The organism is Streptomyces sp. ISL-100 (assembly GCF_018614615.1).
Classification (GTDB): domain Bacteria; phylum Actinomycetota; class Actinomycetes; order Streptomycetales; family Streptomycetaceae; genus Streptomyces.
The window spans coordinates 1-15,088 of record NZ_JAGGOK010000001.1; the positions used below are offsets into that span (position 1 = coordinate 1).

Annotated in this window: 17 protein-coding genes; 4 read left to right on the plus strand and 13 right to left on the minus strand. The window is 68.1% G+C overall.

The genetic code is table 11. The features are described from left to right. Window positions 1–38 precede the first annotated feature (38 nt). The 12 genes from J7E89_RS42255 to J7E89_RS00060 all read right to left on the minus strand — a co-directional run bounded on the left by J7E89_RS42255 (window position 39) and on the right by J7E89_RS00060 (window position 10,538). The gene (locus J7E89_RS42255) at window positions 39–914 is read right to left on the minus strand and encodes a hypothetical protein (protein ID WP_374196767.1); all 876 of its coding nucleotides are present in this window, start codon (window positions 912–914) and stop codon (window positions 39–41) included. 1 nt (window position 915) lies between these two features. Beyond that, the gene (locus J7E89_RS00010) at window positions 916–2,331 is read right to left on the minus strand and encodes an ATP-binding protein (protein WP_214966691.1); all 1,416 of its coding nucleotides are present in this window, start codon (window positions 2,329–2,331) and stop codon (window positions 916–918) included. 19 nt (window positions 2,332–2,350) lie between these two features. Next, entirely contained in the window at window positions 2,351–3,904 is a 1,554-nt protein-coding gene (locus J7E89_RS00015; protein ID WP_214966693.1) for an SCO6880 family protein, read from the minus strand. After that, on the minus strand, window positions 3,901–5,262 hold the full coding sequence (locus J7E89_RS00020) for a hypothetical protein (RefSeq protein WP_214966695.1): 1,362 nt from the start codon (window positions 5,260–5,262) through the stop codon (window positions 3,901–3,903). Before J7E89_RS00020 ends, J7E89_RS00015 begins: the two co-directional genes overlap by 4 nt. Then, window positions 5,252–6,100 (minus strand): hypothetical protein, encoded by an 849-nt coding sequence (locus J7E89_RS00025; protein ID WP_214966697.1) that lies wholly within the window; start codon window positions 6,098–6,100, stop codon window positions 5,252–5,254. The genes J7E89_RS00020 and J7E89_RS00025 overlap by 11 nt, the downstream gene beginning before the upstream one ends. 180 nt (window positions 6,101–6,280) lie before the next feature. Beyond that, complete coding sequence (locus J7E89_RS00030; protein ID WP_028814667.1) at window positions 6,281–6,589, minus strand: hypothetical protein; 309 nt, start codon at window positions 6,587–6,589, stop codon at window positions 6,281–6,283. Window positions 6,590–7,811: 1,222 nt separating this feature from the next. Beyond that, window positions 7,812–8,384, minus strand: coding sequence for a dihydrofolate reductase family protein (locus J7E89_RS00035; RefSeq protein WP_214966699.1), 573 nt, complete (start codon window positions 8,382–8,384; stop codon window positions 7,812–7,814). A gap of 276 nt (window positions 8,385–8,660) precedes the next feature. Beyond that, a complete protein-coding gene (locus tag J7E89_RS00040) occupies window positions 8,661–9,011 on the minus strand; it encodes a VOC family protein (protein WP_214966701.1) in 351 nt (116 codons plus the stop codon). A gap of 67 nt (window positions 9,012–9,078) precedes the next feature. Then, on the minus strand, window positions 9,079–9,318 hold the full coding sequence (locus J7E89_RS00045) for a DUF397 domain-containing protein (RefSeq protein ID WP_214966703.1): 240 nt from the start codon (window positions 9,316–9,318) through the stop codon (window positions 9,079–9,081). Next, window positions 9,311–9,496 carry a DUF397 domain-containing protein gene (locus J7E89_RS00050; protein WP_308315277.1) on the minus strand — a complete coding sequence of 62 codons (186 nt, stop codon included), beginning with the start codon at window positions 9,494–9,496 and terminating at the stop codon, window positions 9,311–9,313. The genes J7E89_RS00045 and J7E89_RS00050 overlap by 8 nt, the downstream gene beginning before the upstream one ends. After that, window positions 9,489–9,674, minus strand: coding sequence for a DUF397 domain-containing protein (locus tag J7E89_RS00055; protein ID WP_214966707.1), 186 nt, complete (start codon window positions 9,672–9,674; stop codon window positions 9,489–9,491). The genes J7E89_RS00050 and J7E89_RS00055 overlap by 8 nt, the downstream gene beginning before the upstream one ends. Window positions 9,675–9,686: 12 nt before the next feature. Next, the gene (locus tag J7E89_RS00060) at window positions 9,687–10,538 is read right to left on the minus strand and encodes a helix-turn-helix transcriptional regulator (RefSeq protein ID WP_214966709.1); all 852 of its coding nucleotides are present in this window, start codon (window positions 10,536–10,538) and stop codon (window positions 9,687–9,689) included. 202 nt (window positions 10,539–10,740) lie between these two features. On the opposite strand from J7E89_RS00060, the gene J7E89_RS00065 reads away from it, so the two are divergent. From J7E89_RS00065 to J7E89_RS00080, 4 genes are all read left to right on the plus strand, one after another. Continuing rightward, window positions 10,741–11,202 carry an ATP-binding protein gene (locus tag J7E89_RS00065; protein ID WP_214966711.1) on the plus strand — a complete coding sequence of 154 codons (462 nt, stop codon included), beginning with the start codon at window positions 10,741–10,743 and terminating at the stop codon, window positions 11,200–11,202. 48 nt (window positions 11,203–11,250) lie between these two features. Beyond that, window positions 11,251–11,970: a Uma2 family endonuclease gene (locus J7E89_RS00070; protein ID WP_251059874.1), complete on the plus strand. Its 720-nt coding sequence runs from the start codon at window positions 11,251–11,253 to the stop codon at window positions 11,968–11,970. A 109-nt stretch (window positions 11,971–12,079) separates the two neighbouring features. Then, complete coding sequence (locus J7E89_RS00075; RefSeq protein ID WP_214966713.1) at window positions 12,080–13,090, plus strand: bifunctional lytic transglycosylase/C40 family peptidase; 1,011 nt, start codon at window positions 12,080–12,082, stop codon at window positions 13,088–13,090. Window positions 13,091–13,403: 313 nt separating this feature from the next. After that, window positions 13,404–14,186 carry a phosphatase PAP2 family protein gene (locus tag J7E89_RS00080; protein ID WP_214966716.1) on the plus strand — a complete coding sequence of 261 codons (783 nt, stop codon included), beginning with the start codon at window positions 13,404–13,406 and terminating at the stop codon, window positions 14,184–14,186. Window positions 14,187–14,195: 9 nt separating this feature from the next. Here the strand turns inward: J7E89_RS00080 and J7E89_RS00085 are convergent. Further along, window positions 14,196–15,088, minus strand: an 893-nt coding sequence (locus J7E89_RS00085) for an FAD-binding oxidoreductase (protein WP_214966718.1), incomplete at its 5' end; no start/stop codon positions are given.

Consider the following 15,088-nt stretch of genomic DNA (forward strand, 5'->3'; position numbering starts at 1 on the left):
GGCGTAAAGAGCGGGTAGGCGGTTGAACGGGGCGAGGGTTAAAGGGAAGGGGGGGGGAGGGGCGGGGCGGTTGCCGCCGGTTGTTGGGTGTGGGGGTGGGGGTGCGGGTCGGCGCCTGATGGGGGGTACGAGCTCGCATCAGCGCCTGGGAGGTGACGCGGCTCCACGATTACGCCTTGGGTGCCATTCAGGGCCGGCGGGGAGCCCGTTGGGCCACCGGTATCCGTACCGGCAGTGGTACCGGCAGGGGCGTGGGGCGCCCCGCCGGGCCCGGGAGCTGCGCCGGGTCCGTGGCCCGTACTGGCATCGGCGCCTGCCCCGGCGAGTGACCCGACGCCCGCAAGTGGGTGGGGCGAAGCCCCGTTGCCGTTGCCGTTGCCGACGTCCGCACCCGTTCCCGGTCCGTAGCCCGTACCGGCATGGGGCGGCCCCTGTCCAGGTGGCCCGTGGCCGTTGGCCGCGCCCGCGTACGCGTCGGGCGAGCCCGGAGTGCCGGCCCCTCCCGGGCCGCCCTCTGCGGCTGCGGTCCTGGCCGCCCTCGCCGTCTCGCGCTGCACCTTCAGGCGGGCCAGGACGCCCATCACGAAGATCGTCAGCACGAACAGCACCATCAGCTCGCCGATCAACAGCCCCCAGAACAGCCCGTACCCGGACAGCTGCTCCGGCGACGTGTCCGGCCACGCGGCCGGAATGTCGTGCGGCGCGCCCATCAGGCTGCGCAGGGCCAGCGGCGTACGGGCGAACGTGACGCCGTCCGGCCACGCGCCGTGGGCGAACAGCCCCGCCAGGCCCGTCGCCAGCCACGCCAAGACCGTCAGGCCCAGCAGGAAGGCCAGCAGCCCGACCAGCAGTGAGTCGGGGATGCCCCGCTCGCCCGGCTGTTCGTGTCCCTGCGGCCTGTCGTTGTGTCTCATGTCAGGCGACCGTCGATTCCGATGACGAGGACTCGCTCATCTGCTGCTCGATGAGCGCCGCCCGCTGCTCCGCCTCCAACTCCGCGGCTCGCAGGTCGTCCGAGATCACCTCCGCCGAGGTCTCCGTCATGGCGCGGTCCGTGAAGACGAGTGGTCGTTCCGCCTCCGTGATCAGGTGTTTGACGACCTGGACATTGCCGTTCACGTCCCATACCGCGATGCCGGGGGTGAGGGTGGGGATGATTTCGACCGCCCAGCGCGGCAGGCCCAGCACCCGGCCCGTCGCCCGCGCCTCGTCCGCCTTCTGGGCGTAGATCGTCCGGGTCGAGGCCATCTTCAGGATCGCGGCCGCCTCCCTCGCCGCCGCGCCGTCCACCACGTCGGAGAGGTGGTGGACCACCGCCACGAAGGACAGGCCGAGCCGGCGGCCGAACTTCAGCAGGCGCTGGAAGAGCTGCGCGACGAAGGGTGAGTTGATGATGTGCCACGCCTCCTCCACCAGGAAGATGCGCTTCTTGCGGTCCGGCCGGATCCAGGTGTGTTCGAGCCACACGCCCACGATCGCCATCAGGATCGGCATCGCGATCGAGTTGCGGTCGATGTGGGAGAGGTCGAAGACGATGAGGGGGGCGTCGAGGTCGATGCCGACCGTCGTCGGGCCGTCGAACATGCCCCGCAGGTCACCGTCGACCAGGCGGTCCAGGACGAGGGCGACGTCCAGGCCCCATGCCCGTACGTCGTCCAGGTCGACGTTCATCGCCTCAGCCGACTCCGGCTCGGGGTGGCGCAGTTGCTCGACGATGTCCGTCAGGACCGGCTGCCGGTCGGTGATCGTCTCGTTCACGTACGCGTGCGCGACCTTGAGCGCGAAGCCGGACCGCTCGTCGAGGCCGTGCCCCATCGCGACCTCGATGATCGTACGGAGCAGGGCCAGCTGCCCGGTCGTCGTGATCGACGGGTCGAGGGGGTTGAGGCGGATGCCGCCGTTGAGCGCCGCGGTGGGGTCGAGCCGGATGGGGGTTATTCCGAGCTCCTGCGCGATCAGGTTCCATTCCCCGACGCCGTCCTCGCCCTGCGCGTCGAGGACGACGACCTGCCGGTCCTTGAAGCGCAGCTGCCGCAGTACGTACGTCTTCTCCAGCGCCGACTTGCCGTTGCCGGACTCGCCGAGGACCAGCCAGTGCGGCGCCGGGAGCTGTTGTCCGTACAGCTGGAAGGGGTCGTAGATGTAGCCCTTGCCGCTGTAGACCTCGCGGCCGATGATCACGCCCGAGTCGCCGAGGCCGGGCGCGGCGGTGGGCAGGTACACGGCCTGGGCCTGGCCCGTCGACGTACGGACAGGAAGTCTGGTCGTCTCGACCTTCCCGAAGAGGAAGCTGGTGAAGGCATCCGTGACGGCGGACAGCGGATCTCGCATGGCGGGTCTGCCCTCTCGGCTAACGACGGATGCCGGTGGCGAACGGCAAGGTGTTGACGAACGCCCGGTGGTGCTCCCGGTCGCACCACTCCAGCTTCAGATACGACTTACCGGCCGAGGCTCTGATGGTCCGTTTGTCGCGGGCCAGCGCCTCGGGTGAACGCGACGACACAGTGATGTACCCGACCAGGTTTACCCCGGCCGCACCGCTCGCGAGATCTTCACCCCGCTGGTCGAGCCGGCCGTGTGCGGCGATGTCGCGCGGGTCGACGGTGCGGTTCATCTTGGCCTGGCGGCTGGCTTCCGCCTCGTCGTTCGTCTTCTCCGTCAGCATGCGCTCGATGGCGATCTCGGTGGGTTCGAGGTCCATGGTGACGGCGACCGTACGGATGACGTCGGGGGTGTGGACGAGGAGAGGAGCGAGGAAGTTGACGCCGACGGGGGTCATCGGCCACTCCTTCACCCAGGCGGTGGCGTGGCACCAGGGCGCGCGGGTGGAGGATTCGCGCGTCTTGGCCTGAAGGTACGTCGCTTCCATGGCGTCGAGCTCGGCCGGCCAGGCGTTGCGCTTCGTCATGGCCTGGATGTGGTCCATGGGGTGATCGGGGTCGTACATCGAGTGCACGAGGGAAGCGAGGCGCCCCTGGCCGAGGGGCTGGCGTACGCGGATGTCCGCCTCCGCGAGCCGCGCGCAGATGTCGGTGAGCTCGCGCGCCATGACGACGGCGAGGCCGGAGTCGCGGTCGAGCTTGCGGCCGCCGTGGGGGCGGGCGGCGCGGGCCATGGCGTTGGCCTCGGCTGCGAGCTCGCGGGAGTAGTGCATGCAGGCGACGAGGTAGGCGCGGTGCTGCTCGCTGGACGTGGACACCATGGACTGGAGCTGGTCGTACGACTCCTTCAGCCAGCCGGGGGCGTGGGTGTCGCCGCGCTGGGCGACGTCCTTGGCGTGGGCGTCGGGGTCGGCGGGGAGGGTGCGGGCGAGCATTTGGAGTCGGGTGACGAAGCCGTCGCCGTTCGCCACGTGCTTGAGGAGGGTGCCGAAGCGGTCGACCAGGGCTTCCTGGTCCTCGCTGTCGCGCAGGCCGACCCCGGGGCCTTCGATCTCGATGCAGGCGGTGACGGTGCGGCGGTCGGCGTGGAGGAGAACGGCGATCTCGTCGGGGCCGAAGGGGGCGGCGAGCCAGTTGATACGCCCGATGCCGGGCGGGGGGCCGACTTCGACCTCGCGGCCGTCGAGGCTGTTCACGCCTGCTTCCATGGCGCCGCTGCGGTAGGTCGTGCCGTTGCGGAGGGTGCGCTTGTAACTGCGGTTGATTTCGAACCACTTGTAGAAGGTGCGGTGCTTGTACGGGACGTACACCGCCATCAGGGCCAGCATCGGGAAGCCCATGAGGAGCACGATCCGCAGGGACAGGACGGGGACCAGCAGGCCGCTCATCATGCCGAGGAACGCGCCGGCGATGATCAGCGCGATCTCGCCGGTCTCGCGGTTCTTGCCGACGATCGCGTTCGGCCGGGCGCGGCCGATGAGATACGTGCGGCGGGGCGTGATGGGTTGGGACTGCGTTGTCAACGCCCTGCACCTCCTGTGCTGTTGTTGCCGGTGCTGCCGGTGATGCCTGTGTTTCCGGTGCTGCGGTTCGTGTGGGTGCTGTTGCTACGGGGGGAGGGGGCGGCGGAAGGGACAGCTCCGCCGCCTGCTCCTCCGCCGGTGCCGCCTCCGCCGCCCCGGCTGCTGTGGGCGGCTACGCCGCCGCTGACGGGGTTGGCCTGGCGGGGCGGCGTGCTGTTCCCGCCCCGGTCGCCACCGCCTCCGCCGCCACGGCTGCTGTGGGTCTTGATGCCCTGCGAGACGAGGGCGGCGGGGGAACTGATGACGGCGGCCGCCCGGGCGCCGTCGGTGGCCGTGTTGCGGTCGCTGCGGGCGGAGGCGATCTCGTCGCCGAAGCCGGGGACGAAGCGGTAGATCATGCCGGACGCGAAGATCGCCAGCAGGATGATGGCGAGGCCGGAGACGACGGCGGAGAAGGCGTTCGGCCCGTCGTCGGCGGAGAGGGCCCCGGCGAGGCCGAGGACGATCACGATGACGGGCTTGACCATGATGATCGCGATCATGATGCCGGCCCAGCGGCGTACGTGGCCCCACATGTTCTTGTCGACGAGCCCCGCGTAGACGACCACGCCGAGGAGCGCGCCGACGTAGAGCAGCAGGGCGCGGATGAACAGCTCGAGGAAGAGGATCCCGGCCGCGAGGATCGTCACGAGGGAGACGACGATCAGCATGATCGGACCGCCGCCGATGTCGTCGCCCTTCTTGAGCGCCTCGGAGAAGGACCCGAAGAACACGTCGGTCTGCCCGCCGGTGCCGGCGGCGATGACCTCGGTGACGCCGTCGGTGGCGGATACGACGGTGTAGAGGATCAGCGGCGTGAAGGCGGACGCGAGGACGGTGAGCCAGAGGAACCCGATGGCCTCGGACAGCGCGGTCGCGAGCGGCACGCCACGGATGGCGCGCTTGGCTACGGCGAGCAGCCAGAGGACGAGGGTGAGGATGGCGGAGGCGGCGAAGACGATGGCGTACTGCTTGAGGAACGTGGGGTTGGTGAAGTCGACGTCGGCGGTCGACTTCACGGCGTCGGAAAGCTTCCCGACGATCCACGCGGCGGCGTCGGCGCAGCCTTTGGCGAGGGAGGAGAGGGGGTCTACGGCGTCTACGGGGTCGGTGGGGGCGCGGAGGTTGGAGCCACCGCCTTCGCCGTCTTCGCAGTACTCCTTGGCCGGGCCGACGATGAGATCGCAGTTGTCCTTGTTGGAGGGTGACGGCGTTGGTGTCGGCGCAGCGAAGGCGCGGGACGCCAGAAGTACGACTGCCATCTGTACGGGTGCGAGGACAGCGGTGAGCTTCAGCGCACGGCGTGGGTTATCGGGCATAGGTGAACCCTCCGTACTCCTCGACTGCCTTGGCGATCTCGTCCGCGCTGGATGCCGTGCGGTCGGCGTTCACCGGAGCCGGGCCCTCCTTCTGGGAGAAACTCTCGACCTTCCAGTCACCATCTGCCCACTGGAGCGTGAGGGTCATGGTGAACCAGTCGTTGGCCACCGGATTGGTCGATCCGACCCCTGCAGTGCCGAACACGCCCGTGCACCAGACCTCAACAGTCGCCGCGACGTCCGTGTACGCCGTCACCTTCGTGCCGACGGGCGCGGTCCGCGAGACGTAGGTCATGCCATCGGGTGCGTTGCCGTCTTTGTCGAGCCCGACTTTGTCGAGGAAGTCCTGGCTGTAGGCGTTATCGAACTTTGCCTCCAGCTCAGCAACCTTCTGCGGTACGAAGATCTTGCCCACGATCTCCTGCCGAGTGGCGGGCCTCAAAATGTCGGCGGACACGAGGGTCACGGCATAGTTCGTCGCAGCGGACTGTGCGCCTTGCTCGTCCTGCGCGAAGCCGGACGGGATCAGTCCGTTCTTGCCCTCCACAGGCTTCACGCCCGTGGCGGCCGTCGGCTCCGCCCCGCCGCCGGACTTCGCCTCGTTGCCCGAGCCGCTGTCGCCACCACCCCGATTCGCGAAGGCGATAGCCGCGATCAGCAGCACCACCACGCCCACCACGGTGATGAGGGAACGCGAGGTCCGTACGGGCCGCCGCGCGCCCCCGTACACATCGCTCCCACCGCCCTCGGGCAGGCGGGTGCGGGTCTGGCCGGAGCCGCCGACACGGTCCGAACGACCGCTGTCGCTGCCGTAGCCGTGCTCGTCGCCGAGACTCATGCCGCGTGCGCCCCCTCAACCGTTTGCAGTTCCGCGTAGTACGACGGTAGCCGTGCTGGTTCCCGCGCGGGCGCGGTGTGGTGACTCGACATCAGGGAGACGCAACCTCAGCCAATGGGCACGACGGACGGGTGGGGTGGGGGAGTGGGCCGGGAGTACCCGGTGCTGGCTGACGGTGGGTTAAACAGCCATCCCGTACACGATGGTGAAGAGCGTGCCGAGTGAGCCGATGATGAAGACGCCGGTGAGGCCGGCGACGATCAGGCCCTTGCCCTGCTCCGCGCTGAACGTGTCCCTCAGAGCCGTCGCGCCGATCCGCTGCTTCGCTGCTCCCCAGATGGCGATTCCGAGGCAGAGGAGAATGGCGACAGCCATCACGACCTCGATCATGACGCGGGCCTCGTTACCCAGAGTCCCGAACGGACCCCAGTTCGGGGCGATTCCACCGATGATGGTGGTGATGTCGCCCTTTTCGGCTGCCAGGTTCATGTAAGTCACCGCCCCTGTCGGGTAGTTCGTCGCCCCTGCCGCACGGCAGGGGTCACGCTCTATCTTCGCTGATGAAACCGCACTGGTATGTCGACTTGGCGCCTGTCTTTACCCGACCTCCGCACGTGTGGCCGGTCGGACCGCGCTGACCTGCGGTGCCTGCCGGGTGTATCCGGAAACGCGTATGGTCACTCTGTGTATCACGAGGGGTGACTGCGGGCAATGACTGGCGTTATGCACCTTTGGTGGGGCGGGGCTGCGGTTGCTACGGGGAGCCGCGCTCACCCGAATGGATCGCTTCTGGGGTCGGGTCGTCCCGAGCGTTTCAGGGGCGGAAAATGGGAACGTCCTGCACGGGAGCCGGAAGGGGTGCGGGTGGTTTCGGCGGCTTGCGGCCCGGCTGGTGGGGCGCGCCAACACCAGGGGTGCCCCGGCCCCAGCTTCAGCGGTCGGCGGCAACGGCCGTTGGTGCGGCATCCCATTCCCGACGCACGCGCGCGCCCACGAAGGCAGACGGCCGCGCTGGCGGGGCGACCTGCGGACTGGCCGGTCTACTAGGTGGCGTGAGTTGGGTGGGGGGCTGGGTGCGGCGTCCGCTGCGGCCGGTGGTCGGTCGAGCCATAAGGCATGGCCGGGCTGGGTGGGTGGTGGGACGGTCGGCGTGGGCTGCTGCCGAGGACCGGCTCTCGGAAGGTGCTGAGCTTTCGCCTTCTGTGGGGTTAGAAGCAGTTGTCTTTCCGGTCATGGCCGTTGAGTTTCCGCTGGTCAGGCATGGTATCCGTGTGATCGAGGCAGGGATGGGCCGTTCTTTTCGTCCTGGATGACCGCATCCAGCATGCCGGTGACAATAGCCCTCCGGCTGTCCGCCCCGGCTCTCCATCCACGTCGGCACCGGCAGCGCGTCACGCACCACCGCCCACTCCGCGTCCGTCATGTCCGAGGGATACCGCCGCACCCGCTCCGGACGGTCGGCCGCGTTCCCGAACCGGTGAGCGAGGCAATCGCACACCGCACGCATCGAGTTGAACCCCGAGGGCAAAACCACGTAGAACTGCATCAACAGGGCCGCCGGTCCCACGAGTTGGCTTCAATAACCCTCGTGCTGCACCGGAGGCCCTGTCTTCATGCGTCCTTCCAGCCAAGATCACCGGCCAGGCACCCTGTTCGATCAGAACCGCCCTCCCCGTGCCCGACCACGGCCGGGGTCGGGCATGCTGTGCTGTCAGCGGACGACGTCGAAGACGTTCTTCTGCAGGCCGTTGGCGTAGGCCTCGTGCTCGACCAGCTTCAGCTTCTGGGTGTCCTTGTCCGTGGCGCTGAACAGACGCTTGCCCGCGCCGAGCAGGAGCGGGAAGACGAGCAGGTGGTAACGGTCGATCAGGCCGGCGTCCGAAAGGGCCTGGTTCAGGGAGGCGCTGCCGTGGAGGATGATCGGGCCGCCCTCGGTCTCCTTCAGTGCGGCGACCTCGTCGAGTGAGCGCAGGATCGTGGTCTCGCCCCAGTTCGACACCAGGGCGTCATCGGTGAGGGTGGTGGAGACGACGTACTTCGGCATCACCTTGTAGTCGGCGAAGTCCTCCATGTCGGGCCACACCGGGCTGAACGCCTCGTAGCTGGTCCGGCCCATCAATATCGCGGTGGCTTCCTTCTGCTCCCGGCCCTTGATGTCGAATGCCTCGGGAAGGAATTCGATGTCCTTGAAGGTCCATCCAGAGTTCCGGTAACCGGGCTCACCGCCCGGGCCCTCCACGACGCCGTCGAGCGAGATGAAGGCGGTACTGATCAGGGTACGCATCTAAGGTTCCTCGGCATCTCGTGTCTGGTTCTCAGCAGGTTCGGTCGGTGCACGCTTCGACCACGCTCGTGTCTGCGGCGCACCAATCATGATCTATGACTGCGGATCACGTAGAAACTCATCGGCCCTCGCCGGTTCCTCCCGGCGGCCTCGGCCACCGGGATCGTCCCGGGGAGTCAGGCAGGTGTCCGACCACGGAACCGGCCAGGTGCACAATCCAGTCCCGATCGGCGATGAACCACTCAAGGCGTCAGTCCCCCGGCGCGGCACGTGCGCTCACAGCTCATGGGGCCTTGGGTGCCGCGGTTCGTACAGTCCGAGGACGCCGCCACCCGGCAGTTTGAGTACAGTCATCAGCCCCCATCCCTCATCGCTGACCGGCTGCCTGAACTCCACGCCCTTCGCAGTCATCTCCTCCATGGTGGCCTTCACGTCGTCACACATAAGGAAGAGCTCGTGCGACTCCCGTCCCTCGGCGGGATGCACCGCGATCTCGGCCGGCGGCAGTTTGAAGATCAGCCAACCGTCGCCGGCATCGATGTGGGGATAGCCCAGCACGTCCCGGAACAACGCGCGGTCCGCTTCGGTATCGCGGCTGTAGATGATTACGTGAGCACCGTTGATCACGCGGCGACGTTACTGGCGTGCCGGGGGCGCGGGCGCCGGGGCGCTCGGGGCGGCGGGGAACGGGCACTCAGACGGCGGGGTCCTCGTCGCCGAGCTCGGCGAAGTGGTCGAATTCGCCGGCCTGTACGCCGAGCACGAACGCGTCCCACTTCTTCTGGGTCGTCGTAACGACGTTCTCGGGGGCGCTGGTCTCGCGGAGGTAGACCTGGTCCTCCGGCCCGAAGGCGATCTCGATCCAGGGGCCGGGCCCGTCCTCGCCCTCGGGCGCGGCCCGGATCCAGGCCAGGCCGGTGGGGATCTCAGCCATGGTTCGCGTCCTCCTTGACGGTACGGATCAGGGCGGCCCAGGTGGTGGGGGTGGTGCGGAGTATCGCCCTGGTGGGGTCGCCGCTCTCGGTAAGTCTGACCGTGCCGCCGGTTGCCGTGGCATGTACACACGACTCGCCTTCGCCGCAGTACGACGACTTCTGCCAGCGGTCAGCCACGGCGCTCCTCCTTGAGGTCGCGCAGAAACACGGCCCAAGTGGCCCGGCTTGTGTGGAGTATCGCCCCAGTGGCATCACTGGACTCCATGAGTCTGACCGCGCCGTTTCCCCTGGTGACGTGTACGCAGGAGTCGCCCTGGGCGCAGTACGACGACTTCTGCCAGTCGTGCGTGGGCATTCGAATTCTCCTTCACAGGTTCCGGCTGATGCTGCGGATGACGTCCCGGCTCTCTGCCGGTGAGTGCGCGACGGCTTCAATTCTGTCGAAGAGGAGCCGATATTTCAGAAGTTGGGTCTCGGCGTCGAGGAACGCCAGGCCGTGCGACTGGTCCAGGTGCACCGTGTCCAGTTGCGGGACCGGGCCGTGCGCGTAATAGATGGACTGACCCGAGCCAGGGACGGCGCCCGCCTTGAAGGGCACCACTTGGATGGTGATGTGGTCACGCTCGCTCATGTCGAGCAGGTGCTCCAGTTGTTTGCGGAGTACGGAGGGGCCGCCGACCTCGATGCGCAGCGCAGCTTCGTGGATGAGCGCCTTGTACGGGCGCGGCGTGTCTCCGTACAGGACCGCTTGGCGCTTGACGCGGAACGAGACGCGGTGCTCCACCTCCGGCGGCGGCATCGGGGGCACGCTCTGTTGGAAGACCTCCCGCGCGTGGTCGCTGGTCTGGAGCAGCCCGGGGATGTGGGCTGTGATGGCTCCGTGCAATTGCGTTGCGTGGTGCTCAAGTTCCGCAAGGTCGAGCAGTGAGCTCGGAAGGATGCCCCGGGACTCCTCCCACCAGCCGCGCCTGCGGTCGCCGGTCATGGCCATGAGGGCGTCCACCAGAGCGCGGTCTCCGCATTCGTAATGACACGCCAAGGTGCGGACACGGTCCGAGCTCACGCCGAGGCGCCCGGTCTCCATGTTGCTGACCTGGGCCTGCTTGATGCCAAGCAGCTTTCCGGCTTCGGTGGCGGTGAGCCCGGTGCGCTCGCGCATCTTCCGCAGCTCGCTGCCGAGTCGGAGTTGACGCCCCGTCGGGTTGCTCCTCACGGGCATGGCTATCGCTCCTCGGTGCGGACGAGTCACCCACACGAGTGGATGGGTAATAGATGCTTCCGTATTGGGTGAATGTTATATCCCGTTGCGCTAATTTCATGTCCAGGCCACCCGCCCGGAAGAACCCCGCTCGACGGAGCGACCTGGTCACTGGGCAATGCATCCAGCGTCATCCAACTCCCCTCCGCGATCGGAGACTTCCATGGCCACCGTAGCGCTGCCCTGGGCCTACACCCTCCAACTCCCGCACGACCCCCGTGCCCCCGGTATCGCCCGCTCCACCCTCCGCTCCGTCCTGCGCACCCACGGCATGACCGACCTCGTCGACGCCGCCGAGCTGCTGGCCAGTGAACTGGTCACCAACGCCTACCTGCACTCCGCTGGGTCGTACACCCTGCGTCTCCGCGCCCCAGATGCCAGCGGGAGCGGGCTTCGGCTGAGCGTGTGGGACTCCAACCCCGACATCCCGGCCCCCTTCAAGGGGCCACTGGGCGACCCGCCCGAGGTCACTGCCGAGTCCGGGCGCGGGCTGCATCTCGTACCGCTCTGCGCCGACAGGTGGGGTGCGTATCCCATCACCACCGGCCTGCCCGGCCAGGGCGGCAAGCTGCTGTGGGTGGAGTGCGCGAGGAAACCGGAGTGTCAGTGGCGTCACCTAGTGTGACTGTACGTAGCGGAATGGAATCGTCGGCACGATTGAAGAAGGAGCCCGATGTCCGAGGCCCACGCATACCCATGGCAGTACGGTGAAAGAGCCGCCGAGCTGGGCGCGGAACCTCCCCCGGGCTCTCCTCGTGCGGTCGACCAGACAGTGCCGCAGGAATCGAGGCCACGCACCATGTCCGTGCTGCCGCCGCTGCGCCCGCGCCCCCGTCGGGGGAATCTGCGTGAGGTCGCCGAGAAGATCGAAAAATCGACTGGCCTGCGGGTGCAGATCGTGGGAGGAAGCCTCGTGATGTCTCCGACTCCGCGCGGAAAGCACACGGGCACTGTCGTCCGGTTGCGTCGGCAGATCGAAGAATCCCTGCGGGAAGGGCTGGGGGCGTACGAAGTCTCGTCGATCGCCATGCCCGGCGACCCCGACGACTACGTGACGCCGGATCTCGTCCTCCTGCCGACGGAGTGGGAGGACGATGACGACTGGTTGATCGACCCCCTGGACGTAGAGCTCGCCGTAGAAGTCATCTCCCAGTCCGAGAAGGCCAGGGACATCTCCCAGAAGAACGATTGGTACGCGGTCGCGGGTGTGAGGGCGCTCCTCGTCATTGATCCCCGCCACGGCACATGGGCTCTCCACACCCAGCCTCGTGACGGCGCCTACCAGGATGCGCTGCGTGGCAAGTACGGCGAGGAGATTCCGCTTGCCGAGCCGCTCTCCCTGGCTCTGACCACCGATCACCTCCCTCTGTACGGATCTGACGGGGCGCGCTGAGCCACAACGCGGTGTTTCGGGCGTGTCGTACGCCGCATCGGACGCGCGCGCGAAAACTGCTGTGAACCCGTCCCGGATGGGGGAGGGTTGAGGGGTGCGCAAAGTCTGGGTGGCCACTGGGATCGGGATCGGGCTCTGCCTGAGCTTCGTCGCGCTGCTCGTCGTCGGGACCTTCTCCGCAGCCGCGGGGCTGGCCGGCGGTACGGGCGCCGGGCGGACGGTCGGGCTGGCCAAGGGCGCCGTGCCCGCGCTGTACCAGCCGCTCGTGCAGAAATGGGGCAACCTCTGCCCGGCCATCAACCCCGCTCTGCTCGCCGCGCAGTTGTACCAGGAGAGCGGCTGGAACCCGCAGGCGCAGAGCCCGGCCGACGCGCGCGGCATCGCGCAGTTCATCCCCGGGACCTGGGCCTCGCACGGGGTCGACGGGGACAAGGACGGGGACCGGGACATCTGGGATCCGGCCGATGCGATTCCGTCAGCCGCGTCATACGACTGTGAATTGGCCGGATACGTCAAGAAGGTGCCGGGGGATCAGACCAAGAACATGCTCGCCGCCTACAACGCGGGCGCGTACGCCGTCATCAAGTACGGGGGCGTTCCGCCGTACCGCGAGACGCAGAACTACGTGAAGATCATCACCAGCCTGGAGCAGAGCTTCGCCCGGCCCGTCGGGCGCGTCGAGCCGTCGCGGCAGGCCGCCGGGGCTATTTACTTCGCGCAGAAGAAGCTTGGGACCAAGTACCTGTGGGGCGGGAACGGTACGCCTGAGCAGGGTGGGCGGTTTGACTGCTCCGGGCTTACTCAGGCCGCCTACCGGACCGTCGGGATCGAGCTGCCGCGGGTGGCCAACGATCAGTACAACGCGGGGCCGCATCCCTCGCGGGACGAGCTGCTGCCGGGCGATTTGGTCTTCTTTTCGGACGACCTCACGAACTCGCGCGCGATCCGGCACGTCGGGTTGTACGTGGGAGGCGGGTACATGATCAACGCTCCGTTCACCGGAGCCGTGATTCGCTTCGACAAGATCGATACGCCGGATTACTTTGGTGCGACCCGGGTCACCGAGGACGGTGCGAAGGCGCTTCCCACGGAGCTGCCGGAGGACCGCGGCGGCGCGTGACATGGCTTGAACTCTCCGTTATAGCTGCCCTCTGAGCTGCGGTGATGTGTCTCTCTTCGATAACGTCATGGTGATCTTTCGGTGGAGACTGGAACGGCGGGGGCCGGCCGGACGTTCCCTGGACTGGGGGAGTGGGACAGTCGCAGTCGTACGCCGACTGCGCGTGTACGCGTGTACGCGTGCTGACCACGCAAACGGCCGTGCGCTGACCATGCACGGCCACGGCAATCCGCAGGGAACCACGGGGGTTCGCAGGAGTGGCACGCAGACACGTGTGCCGCGCAGCAGGCAACAAGGCAAGGGGCCGCGGCAGATGGCTGGACTCGCACTGGATGGGGCGAACCCCGACGTCAGTCTGCTCTACGACATCAACGGACTGGCGGCGGACGCGCCGCACTGGTTCGACCGCGTCATGGAGTTCGTCGGTGAGTACGGGACCATGTTCGGCATGGTCCTGGTGGCACTCTGGTGCTGGTGGAGCGTGCGCAGGCGCGAGGACGCGGTCACCTCGGTGGCCGGGCTCGTGTGGGCGCCGCTGGCGGCCGGGATCGCGCTGCTGATCAATATCCCGATTCGTGGGTTCGTGGAGCGGCCGCGGCCGTTCAACGACCACAAGGGGCTTGAGGTCCTGGTGGCCGGGAAGACGGACTTCTCGTTCGTCAGCGACCACGCGACGCTGGCGATGGCCATCGCTGTCGGAGTCTTCGTCGCCAACCGGAAGTTCGGGCTCGCGGCGATCGGGCTGGCTGTTGTCGCAGGTTTCTGCCGCGTCTACATGGGCGTGCACTACCCGACCGATGTCATCGGCGGATTCGCTCTCGGTACGGCCGTGGCGCTGCTGCTCGCGCCGGTCGCGATGGCGCTGCTCACGCCGCTGATGGCGGCGATCTCGCGTTCGCAGACGGTGGGTTGGCTCGTACGGGCGAAGGGGTCCGTGGAGCGTGGTGCCGGCGATGGGGTGACTACTCGGGGCGCGGGGCTGGAGGTTGGTTCCGGATCTGGATCTGGTCCTGGTTCTGGTCCTGATGATGGTGGGTCGGGGGCGTTTCCCGGGCCGCGGGCCGGAGACAGCGAGCGCAACGACCTCGCTGCCTGACGTGGTTGGTTACAGGGCCTGGGGGAAGTTGAAGAGCCTGTCCGGGTCGTAACGCTTCTTCAGCGTCGTCAGGCGATCCGCCGCCGCGCCGTAGTACGCCTTCCGCCAGTCGGTCAGGGTCGCGTCCGTGTAGTTCTGGTACGCCGCCCCGGAGGCGTACCGGCGCATCGCTCCGTGGGCGTTTTTCAGCCACGCCTGCTGGTCGGTGCCGGCGGTGCCCGCCCGCCACGCGCCGATGTACTGGGCGAGCATCCGGGATCGGCGGTGCACGAACGCCGTCGCGAGCGGGTCGACCCGGTTCACCGCACCGCCGAGCGCGGTCAGGGCGATGCTGCCGCCGCCACCGCCCTGGGACACGGGGATGCGGGTGAACGCCTCGGTCTGGGCGAGTAGTGCGCGTACCCCCGCCGGCGAGAGCGATCGGTCGAAGAAGTCGCTTCGGGCCGCGTACGTCTCGCGGCCGAGGGCGCCCTGCGGGGTGCGGCCGGGGGTGGTGCCCGGCAGGTGGCACTGGGCGTCACTGAAACCGGCGCAACCGGCGTACACGAGCATCGACTCCTGGTAGCTGCGGCGGCGCAGGGAGACCGAGCGGGCGGGGGCGCCGACCTTGTCGGCCAGGCGGTCTACGGCATTCTGGAGATCGCCGTAGCTGCCGAGCGAGAAGGCCGAGACGGAGACGTTGGGCGTCGTGCCGCCAGGGCCGGCGGCGAGGTGCGCGGACGACCAGATCTCGTCGGGCTGGTCCGGGCCCCACTCCTGCCAGGCGGTGATGACGGCCCGAGCCTTTGCCCAGGGCCAGGAGAGGTACGCGGTGACGGCCGCGGGGGCCGGGTGGGTGCGGAAGGTCAGCTCGGTCACCACACCGAAGTTGCCGTTTCCCGCGCCGCGCAGGGCCCAGAAGA

Bases quoted from the DNA above. Each gene is read 5' to 3' on its own strand.
- J7E89_RS42255 (WP_374196767.1), bottom strand. From the start codon at position 914: ATGAGACACAACGACAGGCCGCAGGGACACGAACAGCCGGGCGAGCGG.
- J7E89_RS00010 (WP_214966691.1), bottom strand. From the start codon at position 2,331: ATGCGAGATCCGCTGTCCGCCGTCACGGATGCCTTCACCAGCTTCCTC.
- J7E89_RS00020 (WP_214966695.1), bottom strand. From the start codon at position 5,262: ATGCCCGATAACCCACGCCGTGCGCTGAAGCTCACCGCTGTCCTCGCA.
- J7E89_RS00025 (WP_214966697.1), bottom strand. From the start codon at position 6,100: ATGAGTCTCGGCGACGAGCACGGCTACGGCAGCGACAGCGGTCGTTCG.
- J7E89_RS00030 (WP_028814667.1), bottom strand. From the start codon at position 6,589: ATGAACCTGGCAGCCGAAAAGGGCGACATCACCACCATCATCGGTGGA.
- J7E89_RS00035 (WP_214966699.1), bottom strand. From the start codon at position 8,384: ATGCGTACCCTGATCAGTACCGCCTTCATCTCGCTCGACGGCGTCGTG.
- J7E89_RS00045 (WP_214966703.1), bottom strand. From the start codon at position 9,318: ATGGCTGAGATCCCCACCGGCCTGGCCTGGATCCGGGCCGCGCCCGAG.
- J7E89_RS00055 (WP_214966707.1), bottom strand. From the start codon at position 9,674: ATGCCCACGCACGACTGGCAGAAGTCGTCGTACTGCGCCCAGGGCGAC.
- J7E89_RS00060 (WP_214966709.1), bottom strand. From the start codon at position 10,538: ATGCCCGTGAGGAGCAACCCGACGGGGCGTCAACTCCGACTCGGCAGC.
- J7E89_RS00065 (WP_214966711.1), top strand. From the start codon at position 10,741: ATGGCCACCGTAGCGCTGCCCTGGGCCTACACCCTCCAACTCCCGCAC.
- J7E89_RS00070 (WP_251059874.1), top strand. From the start codon at position 11,251: ATGTCCGAGGCCCACGCATACCCATGGCAGTACGGTGAAAGAGCCGCC.
- J7E89_RS00080 (WP_214966716.1), top strand. From the start codon at position 13,404: ATGGCTGGACTCGCACTGGATGGGGCGAACCCCGACGTCAGTCTGCTC.